Origin of the sequence: Nocardia sp. NPDC050435 (assembly GCF_040655395.1) — a bacterium.
Taxonomy (GTDB): domain Bacteria; phylum Actinomycetota; class Actinomycetes; order Mycobacteriales; family Mycobacteriaceae; genus Nocardia.
Window position 1 is genome coordinate 383,199 of the sequence record NZ_JBFAJW010000006.1, and the last position, 15,863, is coordinate 399,061.

Below are 15,863 nucleotides of genomic sequence, written 5' to 3' on the forward strand. Positions count from 1 at the left end.
AGGTCCGACCGTTACCCTCCGCCAATGAGCACGCTCGCGCCCGTCCTGCGGGGCGCCCGGATCGCGAACTCGTTCGCGTTCGCCCTGCAGGGGTTCTTCTTCGCCGTTGTCCTCACCGAACTGCCGCAGCAGCAGGAGAAATTCGGGTTGTCGGACGGGCTGATCGCCGGGTCGATCGTGGTGGTCTCGCTGCTGGCGGGCGGCGGCAGCGTGCTGGCCGAGCAGCTGGCGGTGCGCTGGTCGAGCCGGGCCACGCTGCGGCTGGGTCTGCTGCTGATCACCGTCACCGGCTGCGCGATCGCGTTCGCGCCGAACACACCCGGGTTGCTGGCCGGATTGTGCTGCTACGGCATCGCGCTCGGCATGGTCGACGCGAGCACGAACATGCAGGCGGTGTTCATCCAGCACGGCTACGGCACCTTCATCCTGTCCTCGTTCTATGCCGCCTGGAGCGCGGGCTCGATTCTCGGCGCGCTGTTCGTCGCCGGGTGCGAAGCGCTCGAGATCACGCTGCGGCAGACGCTGCTGACCGCCGCCGTCCTGGTGCTGATCGCCGGGCTGCTGCTCGGGCCGCGACTGCTGGCCGCCGACGCGGCCGAAACCGGCCCGCAGGAGCAGGCGGCCGACGCCGGGACCGTCGCGCTGCGCGCGTACGTCGCCCTCGGCATCGCGATGGCCCTGGTGTTCGCCATCGACATCGCCGTCGGCAGCTTCTCGGCGCTGTATCTGGAAAGCGACGACCTGCGCGCGGGGGCGTCCGCCGCGGCACTGGGTCTGGCCGCCTATCAGGGCGCCTCGCTGCTGGCCCGGCTCACCGGCGACTGGTGGGTGCGCCGGTTCGGCCCGCGCCGGGTGGTGCGGGCGGCCGCGGCGATCGGCGTCGCGGGTCTGGCACTGGTGGTCGCCGCGCCCGCTCCGGCCGTGGCCATCGCCGGCTTCTTCGTCGCGGGCATCGGCCTGCCCGTGATCGCGCCGCTGTGCTTCTCCGAGGCCGGGCGGCTCACCAGCGGACGCGCCCTGGATTCGCTGATCGCCCGCCTGAATCTGTTCAACTACGCGGGCACGCTGCTCGGCGGCGGAATCGTCGGCGCGGTCGCGGCCAGCCTGAGTCACCGGGTGAGCTTCCTGGTTCCGCTGGTGTTCGCGGGCGCGCTGATCGCGCTCGCCGGGGTGTTCCATTCGCGCGCCGAAGCGGGCACGGGCGGCAGGGGTGATCACGGGCGTGCTTCACTGGAGAAATGAGCAACTCACCGGTCATCGTGGACCGGGCCGGACTGTGGGACGCCGAGGCCCTCAGTGACGTTGCGGCCGCGACCTTTCCGCTCGCCTGCCCGCCCGACGCCACCGCCGACGACATCGAGATCTTCATCGCCGAGGTCCTCTCCGGGGAGCGCTTCGGCGAGTACCTCACCGATCCCGACTACACGGTGCTCAAGGCCTGCGCGGACGGTGATCTGGTCGGCTACGCGATGCTGCACGCGGGCGAACCGGCCGACCCGGAGGTGGCCGCGGCGGTGGCGCTGAGCCCGGTGGTGGAGATCAGCAAGATGTACGTGCTGCCCGGCCATCACGGCAGCGGCATCTCCAAGGCTCTGATGCGCGCCGCGCTGCAGCAGGCCCGCGAGGCGGGCGCGGTCGCCGTCTGGCTCGGGGTGAACCAGCGCAACGAGCGCGCCCAGCGCTTCTACACCAAGCACGGGTTCCAGCGGGTCGGCACCAAGACGTTCCTGGTGGGCCGCCAGCAGCATCACGACTATGTGATGCGTTTGGTGCTCTAGTCCGCCAGGAAGTCGACCAGCGCGGCATGGAAGCCCGGATCCGCCACCGCCAGTAGGTGATCGCCCGGCACGACCACGAGACGGCCGTCGGGGAGCGCGGCGGCCAGCCGTTCGGGTTCGGCCGCGAACGGATCGTCGGCGCCGGCGAGCACGAGAGCCGGGACGGTGATGTCGTCGAGGGTCTTGATCGGTTCCTCGTCCAGGCCGCGGGCGACCGCCTTGATCGCGTCGACATCGGCGTGCACCGCGTCGGCCAGCACCCGGAACATGCGCGCCGTCGGCGGGGCGGCCGAGCCGTCCCCGGTCATCGCCTCCTGGAGGTCGGCGACGTCGATGACGCGGCGATCGACACCGCCGCAGTCGATCACGCCGGATCCGATGCCGCCGACGACGAGTTTGCGCACCCGCGGATCGGACGCGGCGACCAGCAGCGAGATGACTCCGCCCATCGAATAACCGACCTGGGCGACCTCGGTGACGCCGAGCTCGTCGTAGAGCGCCCGGACGTCTTTGGCCATGGCGGCCCAGGAGTAGCGGCTCGCGTCGTGCGGCTTCTCCGAGCGCCCGTGCCCGCGCGCGTCCAGCGAGACCACGGCGTGCCCGGCGGCCTGCAACGCCCGCACCACTCCCATGCCGATCCAGTTGGCGCCGGTGTCGGCCACCACGCCGTGCTGCAACACGACCGGCGCGCCGTCGCCTTCCCACACCCGGTAGCTGAGCTCCAGCCCGTCCCAGGTCTTGAACTTCGTCATGTCCCGCAGCATAAGCGGGCCCGGGTACACCGGAGTGTTCCCGGGCCCGCCGCCCTATCCGGCCGGGCTCAGACCTGCTGCCACAGCGCGGGCGTCTGCGGCGGTGTCCAGTTCGGGGCGTGCGCCGTGTGCGCCTGGCGGCATTTGTATTGCACCCCCTGGTAACTCACCACGTCGCCGACCTGGTAGGTCGAGCCCTGCTGCCACTCCTGGACGACCGGCGCCGCCGGTTCGATCGTGACGCCGAGCACCGAGGTGGGTGGCCGCCCGTCCGGCCAGCCCGCGCCGCTGCTGCACCCGTAGGCCTGGATGGTGTGCGCGCCCGCCGTACTCGGCGTCCACTGCACCGTCGCCACCAGGTTCTCGTTGGGCGTGAGCAGATCTCCGCCGAGCAGCTGACCCGGCTCGGCCGAGTACGGATCTACATCGATGGCGACCGCCAACGTCGATCGGACATCGCAGTTGATGGTGATCGTGTAGGTCTGGCCGACCCTCAGCTCCGCGCTGGACACCGAAATCGACGGCAACGCGGACGCCGATCCGGCGCCCATCCCGAGCGTGACCGCGATGGCAGACACCGCCACCGCTCCCCTGCTGAACCAATGCCCACTCATTACCGGCATGTCGCCCCTCCCAGGTCGAACAACCCCATTCGCACTGATGTGCGAATTCAGGCTATCCGATGCGAGCCGCCCGCGCCATCGATCTCGCGCCTTGACAGTTCTGCATGTTCAGTTTTTACTGAACACATCGGTAGATGCCGAAACATGATGCGCGTCAAGGAGTTCCCCGGACCAGGCCGGCGAGCTCGCCCCGTTCGACCGCCGCGACCGCACGGTTCGACCGTCCCCCGTCTGCGCGCGCCTCCGCACCCGAAGGGATACTCGTCCAATGCCCAGCACCGCAGACGACAAGGCCGCCCCGACTCCCGAGCAGCTGGCCTTCGTCGAGGAATTCGCGCTCGTCCTGGAACGGATGGGCCTGGTCCGGATGGTCGGCCGCACGGTCGGATGGCTGCTGGTCTGCGAACCGCCCGAGCAGACCTTCGGCGAGATCGCGGACGCGCTGCGGGCCTCCAAGGGCTCGATCTCCACCGCGCTGAAAACCCTGGTCACCATGCGCTGGGTGGAGAAGACCTCCAAGCCCGGCGACCGCAAGGACTACTACACGATCCGCCCGGGCGTGATGCCGGAACTGCAGCGCCAGCAGGCCGCCCAGTACGACGACCTGACCGCGACCACCGCGCGCGGACTGGCGCTCTTCGACGACCCGCAGGGCCCGGACGCCGCGCGGGTGCGCGACATCCACGACTTCTTCGTGTGGGTGGCCAAGGAGATCCCGGAGCTGATCGACCGCTGGTTCGAGCAGCACCCGCGCCCGTGAGCGGACGGCCGGATCAGGCTGTCAGGACAGCAGTTTCGCCCGCAGCGCGGCGACATCGGCGGCGCTGAGCCCCAGCCCGTCGCGCACGTAGTTGTCGAAGCTGCCGTAGGACTGCCGCACCTGATCGAAGGCGCCGTCCAGCCACGCCTGCTGCACACCGTTGAGGCCGTCGCCCTCGCGCGCGCCGCGATACACGTTGGACAGCAGGTAATCCTGGGTGACCGTCTCGCGGTCCACACCGAGGATGGTCAGCAGCACCGCGGCCGTCCAGCCGGTGCGGTCCTTGCCCGCGGTGCAGTGGAACAGCACCGCGCCGTCCTCGGTGGCCAGGATGTCGCGCAGCACCGTGGCGAACGCCGCGTTCGCGCCCGGCGCGGTGATGAAGGCGCGGTACAGATCGTCGCCGCCGGTGAGGGTGGTCGCCAGGGTCTGCGGCGGGGCCTGGCCGATCACGTCGACCCAGCGTTCGGTGGCGCCCGCGGGCACCCGATCCGGCGCGAGGCCGCGTTCGTAGACCGTGCGCAGATCCTCGACCACCCGGACCTTGCCCAGCGCGAGCAAATCCTCGGGCGTGGCGTTGTTGAGCTGGCCGGTGCGCAACACCAGGCCGGTGCGCACGGTGCGGCCGTCGACGGTGCGGTAACCGCCTACGTCACGGGCGTTCTGGACACCGGTCAGGTGCAGCGAACGGTCGAACTCGGTGACCGCGGCCGGGGCGGCGAACGCCGTGCCCAGGACGGGGCCGAAAGCGATGGCAAGGCCGGTGGCCGCGGCGACACAGCCGCGCAGGGCACGATCTCGAGACACTCGGAAATCCTTCGTCGTTCGGGCGGGAGGCTTCTCAGTTCACGCGGTGGCGGCTTCGAACCGGGAAAGCGCGAGCAACCGGGAGATGGCCCGCAGGTACTTCTTGCGGTAGCCGCCTTCCAGCATCTCCTGGGAGAAGATCTGGTCCAGCTTCGCGCCGGACACGGTGACCGGCACGCTGGCGTCGTAGAGCCGGTCGGCGAGTACGACGATGCGCAGCGCCACCGCCTGATCGGTCACCGGATGCACGCCGGAGACGAAGACGGCCGACACGCCCGAGATCAGCGCGCCGTACTTCGACGGGTGCAGCGTGCTCAGGTGCTTCAGCAGCTCGTCGTAGTCGTCGAGCGTGGAATGCGGTGTCGCGGCGGCGCGTTCGGCCAGCGTCTCCGGCGAGGTGGGCTCCGGGGCGGGCGGCAGATCGCGATGCCGGTAGTCCGGGCCGTCCACCCGCACGGCCTCGAAGATCGCGCCGAGCTTCTTGATCTCGCGCATGAAATCCTGTGCGGCGAAACGGCCCTCGCCGAGCTGGCCGGGCAGCGTGTTGGAGGTCGCGGCGATGGAGACGCCGCGCGCGGACAGCTCGGTCAGCAACCGCGAGACCAGCATGGTGTCGCCCGGATCGTCGAGCTCGAACTCATCGATGCACAGCACGCTGTTGGCCGCCAGGCGCTCGACGGCGTTGTTGAAGCCGAGCGCGCCGACCAGGTTGGTCAGCTCGCCGAAGGTGCCGAACGATTTGGGCGCGGGCGCGCTGTGGAAGATCGAGGCCAGCAGGTGGGTCTTGCCCACGCCGAACCCGCCGTCCAGGTACAGGCCCGCGCCGCTGACCGGCTTCTTTTTCCCGAACAGGCTCTTCTTGTTCGCCGCCTTGTGGATGGCGGCGACCTGCCCGGCGAACTTCTCGGCCTGCGCGACCGCGGCGGCCTGGCTCGGCTCGTTCGGGTCGGGAATGTAGGAGGCGAAACTGACCTCGTCGAACATGGGCGGCGGCACCATTTGGGCCACGAGTTGATCCGCCGGCACCTCAGGGTGACGGTCGACGAGGCGTTCCTGCATGGATAAAGCGTACGGACGTGGTGTGATCGGTAGTCATGCAGCGTCTCCCCAATGCGATCCAGCTCACAGAACTCGACGCCGACGGCCTGGCCGAGCTCTACGCCTACCCGACCGACCTCGATACGCCCTGGGTACGGGCGAACTTTGTCGCCAGCATCGACGGCGCGGCCACGGCCGGCGATCTCTCGCACGGCCTGGGCACACCGGCCGACAAGCAGGTGTTCCTGCTGCTGCGCGACCTGGCCGACGTCATCCTGGTCGGCGCGGGCACCGTGCGCGCCGAGAATTACGGCGGCGCGCGCACCGACGCCCAGCGCCGCCGCGGACTGCACGAGCGCGCGTTAGGCGGGCACCCGGACGGAACACCGCCGCGCGTCGCCGTGGTCACAGCGAGCGCCGCGCTGGAGCCCGGGTGCCGACTGCTCACCGACACCCAGGTGCCGCCGCTGATCCTCACCACCGCCACCGCGCCCGCCGACCGCAAACAGGCGCTGACCGACGCGGGCGCGGAGGTCGTCGAGGTGGGCGGCGTGGCCATCACCCCCAAGGCCCTGCTCGCGGCGCTCGGCGAGCGCGGCATGCATCGTGTGCTGTGCGAGGGCGGGCCGCACCTGTTCGGCGAACTGCTCGAGGCGGGCGCCGTCGACGAGCTGTGCCTGACCACCGCCCCGCTGCTGACCGGCGGGACCGCACGGCGAATCGCGTTGTCCGCGCACGAGTTCCAAACCACCATGCGGCGCGCGCAGGTGCTGCTCGACGACGACGGCACCATCCTCACCCGCTGGGTCCGGGCATAACATGGCCTGTGGCAGGCTGTATCGCATGCGCTGGACTCGAGCCGCCGTCGTGGCCTCGACACTGTCGATCGTTCTGACCGGATGCGGGGCGGGCCCCTCGGACCGTCCCGGCGTCGCCATCGAGCGTCCGGTCGCCGGCGATGCGGGCACGACACCGGCGCCCGCCACCGCGCCGCCCCGCCAGGCCACGGTGCCCAAGACCGATCTGGCCTGGCGCGAATGCACCACGCCCACGCTGAATCTGCTCGGTCTGGGCCCCGCGCCGACCGGCCTGGTCCTGGAATGCGCCGAGTACGCCACGCCGATCGACAGCCAGGGCACCGTGATCGGCAGTTTCACCACCGGCGCGATGCGCGCCCGGCTGCCGCAGACCCCGGCCGACGCCGCGCCGCTGGTGCTCACCTCGGGCACCGACCGGTCCTCCACCGCCACCCTGGCCGGGCTGGCCGTCGGCAGCGGCGGCGCGGGCCTGCTCACCACCCGGCCCATCGTCGCGGTGGACCGGCGCGGCATCGGCACCTCGCAGCCGGTCGACTGCATGCCCCTCGAGATCCGCCGCGGCCTGGCCGACAACGGCCAGTTCGGGCCGGGCGCGGACAAGCCCGCCGAAGCCGTATCGGCGCTGAGCCAGGAGGCCACCATCTCCTGCCGGGATTTCCTGCAGCCCTACGAGGGCCTCTTCGACGCGCCGCACTCCGCCGACGACATCGAGCAGCTGCGCAAGCAGTGGCAGGTCGACAACATCGACCTGCTCGGCACCGGCAACGGCGCCAAGGTCGCGCTCAGCTACGCGCGCAAGTTCGGCGACCACCTGGCGCGGCTGGTGCTGGATTCCCCCGAGGCCGTCAACACCGACGCGGTCACCGAGGAGGAACAGCGGTTGCAGGGCGCCGAGGCGGCGCTGACCGCCTACGCCCAGCGCTGCAAGGGCATGAACTGCTCGCTCGGCGCCGATCCGCGCGCCGCCATCGCCGACCTGGTGACCAGGGCGGGCGCCGGCGGGCTCGGTGACGTCTCGGCCAAGGCGCTGCTCACCGCGATCACCGGCTTCCTCGGCAGCCCGCGCGCCGACCAGGGCAACCGGGTGGCCGAACTGGCCGACGCGCTCTCGGCCGCCGGGCGCGGCGACCGCACCGCGCTGGGCAACCTGATCCTGCGCGAATCCGCGGCCACCGCCAGCGACGGGCAGTTCGTCAACCGCTGCACCGACACCCAGCAGCCGCCGACGCCGAGCAAGGCCACCGAGCTCGCCACCCAGTGGGGCCAGAAGTACCCGGTGTTCGGCAAATCCGCGGCACTGGGCCTGCTGGACTGCTCGGCCTGGCCGGTGCCCGCGCCCGCGCCCATGCCGGAAAAGCTGGACCTGGCTGTGCTGGTGCTGAATTCGGTGGCCGACCCGGTCAAGGGCAACGGCGGCACGGCCTCGGTGACCGGTGCGCTCGGCGCCGCGGGCGCCCGGCACGCCACGGTGAACTGGCAGGGCTGGGGTCATCCGGTGTTCACGCACTCCGGCTGCGCGCAGCGCGCGCTGATCGATTACCTGGCGGAGGCCAAGCTGCCGGCGGACGGTAACGCCTGCCCGGCTTGATCTTCCAGCGCGCCGGAACCGCCGCCCGGCAACCAGCCGGTAGCGAATCCGGTGTACGGTGCGCCAGTGTTACTTCGACAGCTCGAGCCGCGCACGGCTCGCACTACCGCCGAGGTGATCAAGTTCGCATTGTGGCCGATTGCGGTCATGACCGTGCTGAACCGGGTCTTCATCAAGGCTGTCAACGGATTCGTCACCGATGATTTCCGGCCCGTGTACGACGCGTCCCTCGCGTTCCTCAACGGGCGCCCGGTCTACACCGCGAACTTCGACTCTGTCGATCCGCACTACCTGTACCCGCCGAGCGGCACCCTGCTGTTCGCGCCGGTCGCCGTGATCGATTACGAGAAGGCGCGCTGGCTGTTCATTCTGTTGAACGTCGTCGCCATCCTGATCGCCTGGTATCTGCTGCTGCGGCTGTTCAAGTACAGCGTGAAATCCGTTGCGGCGCCGGTGCTGCTGCTGGCGATGTTCCTCTCCGAGACCGTCACCAACACGCTGGTCTTCACCAATGTCAACGGCTGCCTGCTGCTGGTCGAGCTGATCTTCATCCACCTGCTGCTCAGCCGCCGCGACCTGTGGGCCGGCGCCATCATGGGCTTGAGCATCGCGGTGAAACCGACGCTGGCGCCGCTGCTGCTGATCGCCCTGGTGCGCGGGCAGTGGAAGGTGTTCATCACCGCGATCAGCGTGCCGCTGGTACTGAATGCCATCGCCTGGCCGCTGGTCAAGGATCCGATGGATTTCGTCCGGCGCACCGTGCCCTACATCGGGCACACCCGTGACTACTTCAACAGCGCCATCGAGGGCAACGCCGCCTACTACGGCGTACCGGACTGGCTGACCTGGACCATCCGCCTGAGCATGGGCGTGGTGGTCGCGCTCACGCTGTGGATCCTCTACCGGTACTACCGCGCGGACGAACTGTTCTTCATCACCACGTCCTCCGGTGTGCTGCTGATCGCGTCCTGGCTGCTGGCCTCGCTCGGGCAGATGTACTACTCGATGCTGGTGTTCCCGTTCATGATGTCGGTGGTGCTGCGCAATTCGGTGCTGCGGAACTGGCCGGCCTGGCTGGCGGCGTTCGGGTTCCTCTCCTACGACAAATGGCTGTCGGACCGGTGGCAGAGCATCGGGCGTGATCTGGAGTACCTGCGCATCACCTTCGGCTGGGGGCTGCTGCTGCTCGTGGTGTTCTGCGTGCTGGGCGACCGGTACCTCAACGCGCGCCGCGAGGGCCGCCTGGTGGCCGGGCAGAGCCTGGACCCGGCCTGGATGAACGACGCGCCCGACTCGCGCGACCAGGCCGAGGAGCCGCGACCCGCGACGCCCGCGGCGAACGGGTCCGCCCCCTCCACCGCGAAACGTATTAGCGTGGAGCCATGAGTTCCGATCTTCCCGAGCCGCGGATCCAGCTGACGCCCCAGGAATGGAAGTCGAAGCTGAATCCCGAGGAGTACGCGGTCCTGCGCGAGGCGGGGACCGAACGGCCGTTCGTCGGCGAATACACCGACACCAAGACCGACGGTGTCTACGTCTGCCGGGCCTGCGGCGCCGAATTGTTCCGCAGCACCGAGAAGTTCGATTCGCACTGCGGGTGGCCGTCGTTCTTCGATCCGGCCGATTCGGACGCGGTCATCCTGCGCCCGGACGATTCGCTGGGGATGCGCCGGGTCGAGGTGCTGTGCGCGAACTGCCACAGCCACCTCGGCCACGTCTTCGAGGGCGAGGGCTACAACACACCCACCGACCAGCGCTACTGCATCAACTCGATCTCGCTGCGCCTGCACCCCTCGGACACCGCAGCGCAGTAACGGCATCCGCGCGCTGTGCGCAGCGTACGGCTGGCAACACGATCAAGGCATGCCCCGAAAACTCGGGGCATGCCTTCATTCGTTGGGGGACGGCTCAGGGCAGCGCAGCGATGAGCTCGGCGACCTCGACCCGCGGGCCGGTGTAGAACGGGATTTCCTCGCGCACGTGCAGACGGGCCTCGGTGGCGCGCAGATCGCGCATGAGGTCGACGATGCGGTGCAGTTCGGGGGCCTCGAAGGCGAGGATCCACTCGTAGTCACCCAGCGCGAACGAGCTCACCGTGTTGGCGCGCACGTCCGGGTAGCCGCGGGCGGCCTTGCCGTGATCGGCCAGCATCTTGCGGCGCTCCTCGTCGGGCAGCAGGTACCACTCGTAGGAGCGCACGAACGGGTACACGCAGATGTAGTTGCCCGCGTCTTCGCCCGCCAGGAAGGCGGGAATGTGGCTCTTGTTGAACTCCGCGGGGCGGTGCAGCGCCACGTTGCTCCACACCGGGGTGCTGGCCCGGCCGAGCTCGGTGGTGCGGCGGAAGTCGGCGTAGGCGGCCTGCAGATCCTCGACGCGCTCGGCGTGCGTCCAGATCATGAAGTCGGCGTCGGCGCGCAGCCCGGCCACGTCGTAGAGGCCGCGCACCACCACGTCCTTGTCCGCTAAACCGTCGAAGAACGCCTGCGCGTCGGCGATCGCCTTGGCCCGATCCTCCCCGAGCACACCCGGTTTCACCTGGAACACCGAGAACATCAGATACCGGATGGTGGAGTTGAGGGCCTGGTAATCGAGTCGCGCCATGCACCCATCGTGCCATTTCGGTGCGCGGTGGCGGTGCGCGGGATGGGACGGGCCGCGATGAGTCAGGACAGGGCGGCGGCCAGGCGGCGGGCGGCGGTGTCGCCCGAGGCGACACAGGCGGGGACGCCGACCCCGTGCAGGTAGGCCCCGGCGAGAGCGAAATGCGGCAGCTCGGCCGCGGCGGCTTCGATGGCGGCCACCCGGTCGAGGTGACCGGGGGCGTACTGGGCCAGGCCGCCGGGCCAGCGCTGGACGGTGGCGCCGACCGGTTCGATCGCGACGCCGGTGACGTGGGCGAGGTCCTCGGCCGCCGCGGTGACCAGCTTGTCGTCGGGCCAGGACTGGGTCGAGTCGTCGCCGAACTTGCCGAACGAGGCGCGGACCAGGGCGGTACCGCGGTCGGCGAGATGCGGCCATTTGCGGCTGGAGAGCGTGAAAGCCTTGGCGCGCAGGGGCTCTCCGGTGGCGACGAGGATGCCGGAATTGTCCGGAAGCGGGGTGTCGTGGGGCAGGGCGAGGGCGACGACCACCGACGAGGACAGTTCGATGCCGGCCGCGGCGGTGGCGGCGGCCGGGGACACCGCCCGCAGCAGGCGGGCGGTCACCGGGGCCGGGGTCGCGAGCACCACGGCGTCGACGGCGCCGAACGGATCCAGCACCCAGCCTCGGGGCGATCGCGCCAGGCGGGTCGCGGGCGAGTCGGTGACGATCCGCGCCCCGGACCGCTCGGTCAGCGCGTCCAGCAGCACCCGGTAGCCGTCGCGAATACCGCCGAATACCGGCGTGTTCGACGGCGGCGGCAAGGCTGCGGCCACCGCGTGCGTGAGGCTGGGCGCGCCCGCGTCCAGCGCGGCGGCCAGCGTCGGCACCGCCGCGCGGACACCGATCGACCGCGAGCTGCCCGCGTAGACGCCGCCCAGCAGCGGATCGACGCTGCGTTCGGCGACCTGCGCGCCGAACCGATCGGCGATCAGGCTGTAGACGTCGGTGTCGGACTCCGGATCCCACTCGAACGGGCGCGTGGTCTCCGCGGCGATCCAGTCGACGGTGGCGTCGTCGACGAGACCGCGCATCTGCTCGGCGTGCGCCGGGATGCCCATCAGCGTCCGCTCCGGCAGCGCGTGCGCGACACCGCCCGACCACAGCAGCGGCCGCTTGCCCGCGGGCAGCACCAGCTGGGTCTCCAGCCCCAATTCGCGCAGCAGCCCGGGCACCTCCGGGCGGCGGCCGACGAACGCCTCCGCCCCGAGATCCAAAGGCTCCCCGGCGACTTCACCGGTGTGCAGGATCCCGCCGACCCGCTGGGCGCGATCCAGCACCAGAATATCGGCCTCCGCACCGAGCAGCATCCGCAACCGATACGCCGCGACCAACCCCGTGATGCCGCCGCCGACCACCGCGATTCTCATGTCTGCGACGGTATCCCGCCGCCCGCGCCGCGCCACCGGCCGGTTGCCCTGCCCGTTGCCCGGCTCACAGTCGCCACTCGCGCCGCGCCACCCGCCGGTTGCCCGGCTCACAGTCGCCGTGGGCGGCCGCTCGGGCTAGTTCACCGGTGCGGGTTCGATGCTGTGGATCAGCTCGACGGTGGCGGTGATGGCCCCGGGGTCGGTGTCGGGCATGACGCCGTGGCCCAGGTTGAAGATGTGGCCGGTGGCGCCGAGGGTGAGGGCCTCGTCGGCTTCGCGGCAGATGCGGCGGACCTCGGCGTCGATCGCCTCCGGCCCGGCGAACAGCACGGCGGGATCGAGGTTGCCCTGCAAGCCCTTGCCGGGGCCGACCCGGCGCACGGCTTCGTTCAGCGGCACGCGCCAGTCGACGCCGACGACGTCGGCCCCGGCCTCGCCCATCGCGCCGAGCAACTCACCGGTGCCGACGCCGAAGTGGATGCGCGGCACGCCCGCGGACGCGAGCTCGGCGAACACGCGCTCGGAGTGCGGGAGCACGAAGCTGCGGTAGTCGGCCAGCGACAGGGCCCCGGCCCACGAGTCGAACAGCTGGACCGCGTCCACCCCGGCCGCGAGCTGGGCCTGCAGGAAGGCGATGGTGATGTCGGTCAGCGCGCCGAGCAGTTCGTGCCAGGTCTTCGGGTCGGCGTGCATCATCGCCTTGGTGCGCTCGTGCTGCTTGCTCGGCCCGCCCTCGACCAGGTACGACGCCAGCGTGAACGGCGCGCCCGCGAAGCCGATCAGCGGGGTCTCACCGAGCGCGGCGGTCAGCAGGCGGACGCCCTCGGTGACCGCGCCGACGTCCTCGGGACGCAGCCGCGGCAGGCCGCGCACATCCGCGGTGGTGCGCACCGGCGCGGCGACGACCGGCCCGACGCCGGGCACGATGTCGAGATCGATGCCCGCCGCCTTGAGCGGAACCACGATGTCGGAGAACAGGATCGCCGCGTCCACGCCGTGCCGGCGGATCGGCTGCATGGTGATCTCGCAGACCAGTTCCGGGTCGAAGCAGGATTGCAGCATCCCGATGCCCTTGCGCAGTTCGCGGTATTCGGGCAGGGAACGACCGGCTTGCCGCATGAACCACACCGGCCGCCGGCTGGGGGTGGCGCCGGTGGCGGCTGCCAGGAACGGGGCATCGGTCAGCTGGCGACGGGTGTAGGTAGTCATCACGGCGATCCTAGCGATCCCCGCCGGGCGGCTACACCACGCGAACGCCATATCGCGAACGGCGTCGTGTGCGGCGCGCCTCCGCCGGTGCGGCGACCTGACGGTCTACCGTCCTTCCCGTGACACCGCTCGACATCCGCGACGGCGCCGCATCGACCGAGGGCTCCCCCGCCGAACCAGCTGGATTTCGAGCCGCGGTTGCTGCGATGGGCACCGCATCCGTGCACCCCCGCATCGAGCTCGCGCCCATCCGTCCGCCGCAGCGGCTGGCGCCGTATTCCTATGCGGTCGGCGCCGAGGTCAAACACCCCGAAACGCCGATGGTTCCGGTGGATTCCGAGGGCGACGCGTTCGGCCGCCTGATCCTGCTACACGACCCCGACGGCGACGAGGCCTGGCACGGCGTGTTCCGGTTGGTCGCCTACATCCAGGCCGATATCGACGCCTCGCTGGCCGCCGATCCGCTGCTGCCGGAGGTGGCGTGGAGCTGGCTGGTCGACGCGCTGGAGTCGCGATCCGAGCCGTTCACGGCGCTCGGCGGCACGGTGACCTCGACCAGTTCGGTCCGCTACGGCGATATCGCGGGCCCGCCGCGCGCGCACCAGTTGGAGTTGCGCGCCTCCTGGACCGCCACCAGTACCGAGATGGCGCCACACGTCGAAGCGTTCTGCGAAGTACTGGCCTACTCGGCCGGTCTGCCACCGGCGGGGATCACCGATCTACGACCGGACTCGCACACCAGCAACGAACTGAGCTGACAGCAACGTAAAGTTCACGTCTATGCCGGTTGTAGAAGAGCCCATCGAGGGGCGCAATGTGGGTGAGAACACAGCCGAACCGCTGCTCGCTCCCCATGATGGTGTGCCACCGGTCCTGGTAACCGCCGACGCCGTCGCCGCGGCCGCCGCGCGCCTGGCCGCGGGCACCGGCCCGCTGGCGGTGGACGCCGAACGCGCCTCCGGCTTCCGGTATTCGGCACGCGCCTATCTGATCCAGCTGCGCCGCGCCGGCGCGGGCAGTTTCCTGATCGACCCGATCCCCGTCACCGACGCGCTGCAACCGCTGGCCGCGGTGATCAACGAGCTCGAATGGGTGCTGCACTCCGCCGACCAGGACCTGCCGGGCCTGGCCGAACTGGGTTTGCGCCCCGCGCGGCTGTTCGACACCGAATTGGGCGGGCGGCTCGCCGGATTCGAGCGGGTCGGCCTGGCGGCGATGGTGGAGAAGCTGCTCGGCCGCGCGCTACGCAAGGGGCACGGAGCCGCCGACTGGTCCACCCGCCCACTACCCGACGAATGGCTCAACTACGCCGCCCTGGACGTGGAACTGCTGCTGGAACTGCGCGCGGAGGTCGCCGCCTCTTTGGAGGCGCAGGGCAAGACCGAGTGGGCGGCACAGGAATTCGAGCACATCCGCCTCGCCGAGCCGCCCGCGCCGAAGGCCGACCGCTGGCGGCGCACCTCCGGCATCCACACCCTGCGCAAGACCCGCCAGCTGGCGGTGGTCCGGGAGCTATGGCTGGCCCGCGACACCCTGGCCCGCGCCCGCGACGTCGCGCCCGCCCGGATCCTGCCGGACGCGGCCATCGTCTCCGCCGCCACCGCCGACCCGCGCACCATCGCACAGCTACGCGCGCTTCCGGTGTTCGGCGGTCCGCGCCAGCGCCGGTACTCCCGGGAATGGCTGGCCGCCGTCGACCGCGCCCGGGCCCTGCGCGACGACGAACTACCCTCGCTCACCCAGCCGTTCGAGGGCCCGCCGCCGGTGAACCGGTGGGAGCGGCGCGATCCGGTCGCCGCCGCCCGCTTGACCAAGGCCCGCGCCGCGATGGGTGAGTTGTCCGCCAAGTACGCGATTCCGGTCGAGAATCTGCTCTCACCCGATCTGGTGCGGCGGCTGTGCTGGGACGGACTGCCCTCCTACGACCGGGTCGGCAGCGCCGGCGAGCTCTCCGCCGCGATCAGTGCGTTCCTCGACGCGGGCGGCGCCCGGCCCTGGCAGCGCGACCTCGCGGTGCCGGTGCTGACCGGGGCGCTGACGCCGCCGGCCGACTAGCCTTCGGCGACAGCGCTTTCCACGACCTTCTTGAACTGCGCGCTGCCCTGCTCCATCACGGGCGCGAAGGCGGCGGCGAGTTCGGCGGGCAGCACATCGTGCGTCCAGACGAATCGGCTGTGCCCGTTGTCCAGCGCGAACACCTGCATGGTGCCGTTGTCGTGCGCCGGGGTAACGCTGTCGCCGATGATCGAGAAGGCGAAGCGGTGTTCCTCGTCGTCCAGAGAGATCAGGCGCTCGCGCACCACCACGCCGCTGGCGAAGGTGACGACCCGGACATCGGGCGCGTCCAGCTTGCTCTCGGCCACCAGCCCCGGCGACATCCGCACCGGCCCCTGCTCGAAGTCCTTGATGACCGCCCACACGTCCGCGACGGGCGCCTCGATGACGATTTCCTGCTTGACCCAGGCCATGACCGTTCC

The 15,863-nt window shown here is 70.6% G+C and carries 17 protein-coding genes; 9 read left to right on the plus strand and 8 right to left on the minus strand.

Going from position 1 to position 15,863, the window contains the following annotated elements; translation table 11 throughout:
- The first annotated feature begins 24 nt into the window (after positions 1 to 24).
- Together AB0I43_RS21040 and AB0I43_RS21045 are read left to right on the plus strand one after the other, a co-directional pair.
- On the plus strand, positions 25 to 1,242 hold the full coding sequence (locus AB0I43_RS21040) for an MFS transporter (protein WP_357432570.1): 1,218 nt from the start codon (positions 25 to 27) through the stop codon (positions 1,240 to 1,242).
- Entirely contained in the window at positions 1,239 to 1,778 is a 540-nt protein-coding gene (locus AB0I43_RS21045; protein ID WP_356975514.1) for a GNAT family N-acetyltransferase, read from the plus strand. The genes AB0I43_RS21040 and AB0I43_RS21045 overlap by 4 nt, the downstream gene beginning before the upstream one ends.
- Here the strand turns inward: AB0I43_RS21045 and AB0I43_RS21050 are convergent.
- Positions 1,775 to 2,530, minus strand: coding sequence for an alpha/beta fold hydrolase (locus tag AB0I43_RS21050; protein ID WP_357432571.1), 756 nt, complete (start codon positions 2,528 to 2,530; stop codon positions 1,775 to 1,777). The two genes, AB0I43_RS21045 and AB0I43_RS21050, sit on opposite strands and share 4 nt — an antisense overlap.
- Before the next feature lie 68 nt (positions 2,531 to 2,598).
- Positions 2,599 to 3,108 carry a carbohydrate-binding protein gene (locus AB0I43_RS21055; protein WP_357432572.1) on the minus strand — a complete coding sequence of 170 codons (510 nt, stop codon included), beginning with the start codon at positions 3,106 to 3,108 and terminating at the stop codon, positions 2,599 to 2,601.
- Between the two features lie 313 nt (positions 3,109 to 3,421).
- Between AB0I43_RS21055 and AB0I43_RS21060 the strand changes: the two genes are divergently transcribed.
- On the plus strand, positions 3,422 to 3,913 hold the full coding sequence (locus AB0I43_RS21060; protein ID WP_356975508.1) for a MarR family transcriptional regulator: 492 nt from the start codon (positions 3,422 to 3,424) through the stop codon (positions 3,911 to 3,913).
- Between the two features lie 21 nt (positions 3,914 to 3,934).
- Here the strand turns inward: AB0I43_RS21060 and AB0I43_RS21065 are convergent, their stop codons facing one another.
- Together AB0I43_RS21065 and zapE are read right to left on the minus strand one after the other, a co-directional pair.
- Positions 3,935 to 4,720 (minus strand): tyrosine-protein phosphatase, encoded by a 786-nt coding sequence (locus tag AB0I43_RS21065; protein ID WP_356975506.1) that lies wholly within the window; start codon positions 4,718 to 4,720, stop codon positions 3,935 to 3,937.
- Between the two features lie 39 nt (positions 4,721 to 4,759).
- Positions 4,760 to 5,779 (minus strand): cell division protein ZapE, encoded by a 1,020-nt coding sequence (gene zapE, locus AB0I43_RS21070; protein WP_357432573.1) that lies wholly within the window; start codon positions 5,777 to 5,779, stop codon positions 4,760 to 4,762.
- Between the two features lie 35 nt (positions 5,780 to 5,814).
- On the opposite strand from zapE, the gene AB0I43_RS21075 reads away from it, so the two are divergent.
- The 4 genes from AB0I43_RS21075 to msrB all read left to right on the plus strand — a co-directional run bounded on the left by AB0I43_RS21075 (position 5,815) and on the right by msrB (position 9,978).
- Entirely contained in the window at positions 5,815 to 6,576 is a 762-nt protein-coding gene (locus AB0I43_RS21075) for a pyrimidine reductase family protein (protein WP_356975502.1), read from the plus strand.
- Between the two features lie 25 nt (positions 6,577 to 6,601).
- On the plus strand, positions 6,602 to 8,164 hold the full coding sequence (locus tag AB0I43_RS21080) for an alpha/beta hydrolase (protein WP_356975500.1): 1,563 nt from the start codon (positions 6,602 to 6,604) through the stop codon (positions 8,162 to 8,164).
- A gap of 66 nt (positions 8,165 to 8,230) precedes the next feature.
- Positions 8,231 to 9,550, plus strand: a complete 1,320-nt coding sequence (locus tag AB0I43_RS21085) for a glycosyltransferase family 87 protein (protein WP_357432574.1) — start codon at positions 8,231 to 8,233, stop codon at positions 9,548 to 9,550.
- Positions 9,547 to 9,978 (plus strand): peptide-methionine (R)-S-oxide reductase MsrB, encoded by a 432-nt coding sequence (gene msrB, locus AB0I43_RS21090; RefSeq protein WP_356975496.1) that lies wholly within the window; start codon positions 9,547 to 9,549, stop codon positions 9,976 to 9,978. The genes AB0I43_RS21085 and msrB overlap by 4 nt, the downstream gene beginning before the upstream one ends.
- Positions 9,979 to 10,072: 94 nt before the next feature.
- Here the strand turns inward: msrB and hemQ are convergent, their stop codons facing one another.
- The 3 genes from hemQ to hemE form a co-directional block, all read right to left on the minus strand.
- Positions 10,073 to 10,768, minus strand: a complete 696-nt coding sequence (gene hemQ, locus AB0I43_RS21095) for a hydrogen peroxide-dependent heme synthase (protein ID WP_356975494.1) — start codon at positions 10,766 to 10,768, stop codon at positions 10,073 to 10,075.
- Between the two features lie 62 nt (positions 10,769 to 10,830).
- On the minus strand, positions 10,831 to 12,177 hold the full coding sequence (locus AB0I43_RS21100; protein WP_357432575.1) for a protoporphyrinogen oxidase: 1,347 nt from the start codon (positions 12,175 to 12,177) through the stop codon (positions 10,831 to 10,833).
- Positions 12,178 to 12,312: 135 nt separating this feature from the next.
- Complete coding sequence (gene hemE, locus AB0I43_RS21105) at positions 12,313 to 13,395, minus strand: uroporphyrinogen decarboxylase (protein ID WP_357432595.1); 1,083 nt, start codon at positions 13,393 to 13,395, stop codon at positions 12,313 to 12,315.
- A 110-nt stretch (positions 13,396 to 13,505) separates the two neighbouring features.
- On the opposite strand from hemE, the gene AB0I43_RS21110 reads away from it, so the two are divergent.
- Both AB0I43_RS21110 and AB0I43_RS21115 read left to right on the plus strand, forming a co-directional pair.
- Positions 13,506 to 14,144, plus strand: a complete 639-nt coding sequence (locus tag AB0I43_RS21110; RefSeq protein ID WP_356975491.1) for a DUF3000 domain-containing protein — start codon at positions 13,506 to 13,508, stop codon at positions 14,142 to 14,144.
- Between the two features lie 22 nt (positions 14,145 to 14,166).
- The gene (locus tag AB0I43_RS21115) at positions 14,167 to 15,441 is read left to right on the plus strand and encodes a ribonuclease D (protein ID WP_357432576.1); all 1,275 of its coding nucleotides are present in this window, start codon (positions 14,167 to 14,169) and stop codon (positions 15,439 to 15,441) included.
- Here the strand turns inward: AB0I43_RS21115 and AB0I43_RS21120 are convergent.
- The gene (locus tag AB0I43_RS21120; protein ID WP_356975488.1) at positions 15,438 to 15,854 is read right to left on the minus strand and encodes an SRPBCC family protein; all 417 of its coding nucleotides are present in this window, start codon (positions 15,852 to 15,854) and stop codon (positions 15,438 to 15,440) included. The genes AB0I43_RS21115 and AB0I43_RS21120 overlap by 4 nt on opposite strands.
- Between the last annotated feature and the right edge of the window lie 9 nt (positions 15,855 to 15,863).

Bases quoted from the DNA above. Each gene is read 5' to 3' on its own strand.
- hemQ (WP_356975494.1), bottom strand. From the start codon at position 10,768: ATGGCGCGACTCGATTACCAGGCCCTCAACTCCACCATCCGGTATCTG.
- msrB (WP_356975496.1), top strand. From the start codon at position 9,547: ATGAGTTCCGATCTTCCCGAGCCGCGGATCCAGCTGACGCCCCAGGAA.
- AB0I43_RS21080 (WP_356975500.1), top strand. From the start codon at position 6,602: ATGCGCTGGACTCGAGCCGCCGTCGTGGCCTCGACACTGTCGATCGTT.
- AB0I43_RS21060 (WP_356975508.1), top strand. From the start codon at position 3,422: ATGCCCAGCACCGCAGACGACAAGGCCGCCCCGACTCCCGAGCAGCTG.
- AB0I43_RS21075 (WP_356975502.1), top strand. From the start codon at position 5,815: ATGCAGCGTCTCCCCAATGCGATCCAGCTCACAGAACTCGACGCCGAC.
- AB0I43_RS21100 (WP_357432575.1), bottom strand. From the start codon at position 12,177: ATGAGAATCGCGGTGGTCGGCGGCGGCATCACGGGGTTGGTCGCGGCG.
- AB0I43_RS21050 (WP_357432571.1), bottom strand. From the start codon at position 2,530: ATGACGAAGTTCAAGACCTGGGACGGGCTGGAGCTCAGCTACCGGGTG.
- AB0I43_RS21040 (WP_357432570.1), top strand. From the start codon at position 25: ATGAGCACGCTCGCGCCCGTCCTGCGGGGCGCCCGGATCGCGAACTCG.
- AB0I43_RS21120 (WP_356975488.1), bottom strand. From the start codon at position 15,854: ATGGCCTGGGTCAAGCAGGAAATCGTCATCGAGGCGCCCGTCGCGGAC.
- AB0I43_RS21115 (WP_357432576.1), top strand. From the start codon at position 14,167: ATGCCGGTTGTAGAAGAGCCCATCGAGGGGCGCAATGTGGGTGAGAAC.
- AB0I43_RS21045 (WP_356975514.1), top strand. From the start codon at position 1,239: ATGAGCAACTCACCGGTCATCGTGGACCGGGCCGGACTGTGGGACGCC.
- zapE (WP_357432573.1), bottom strand. From the start codon at position 5,779: ATGCAGGAACGCCTCGTCGACCGTCACCCTGAGGTGCCGGCGGATCAA.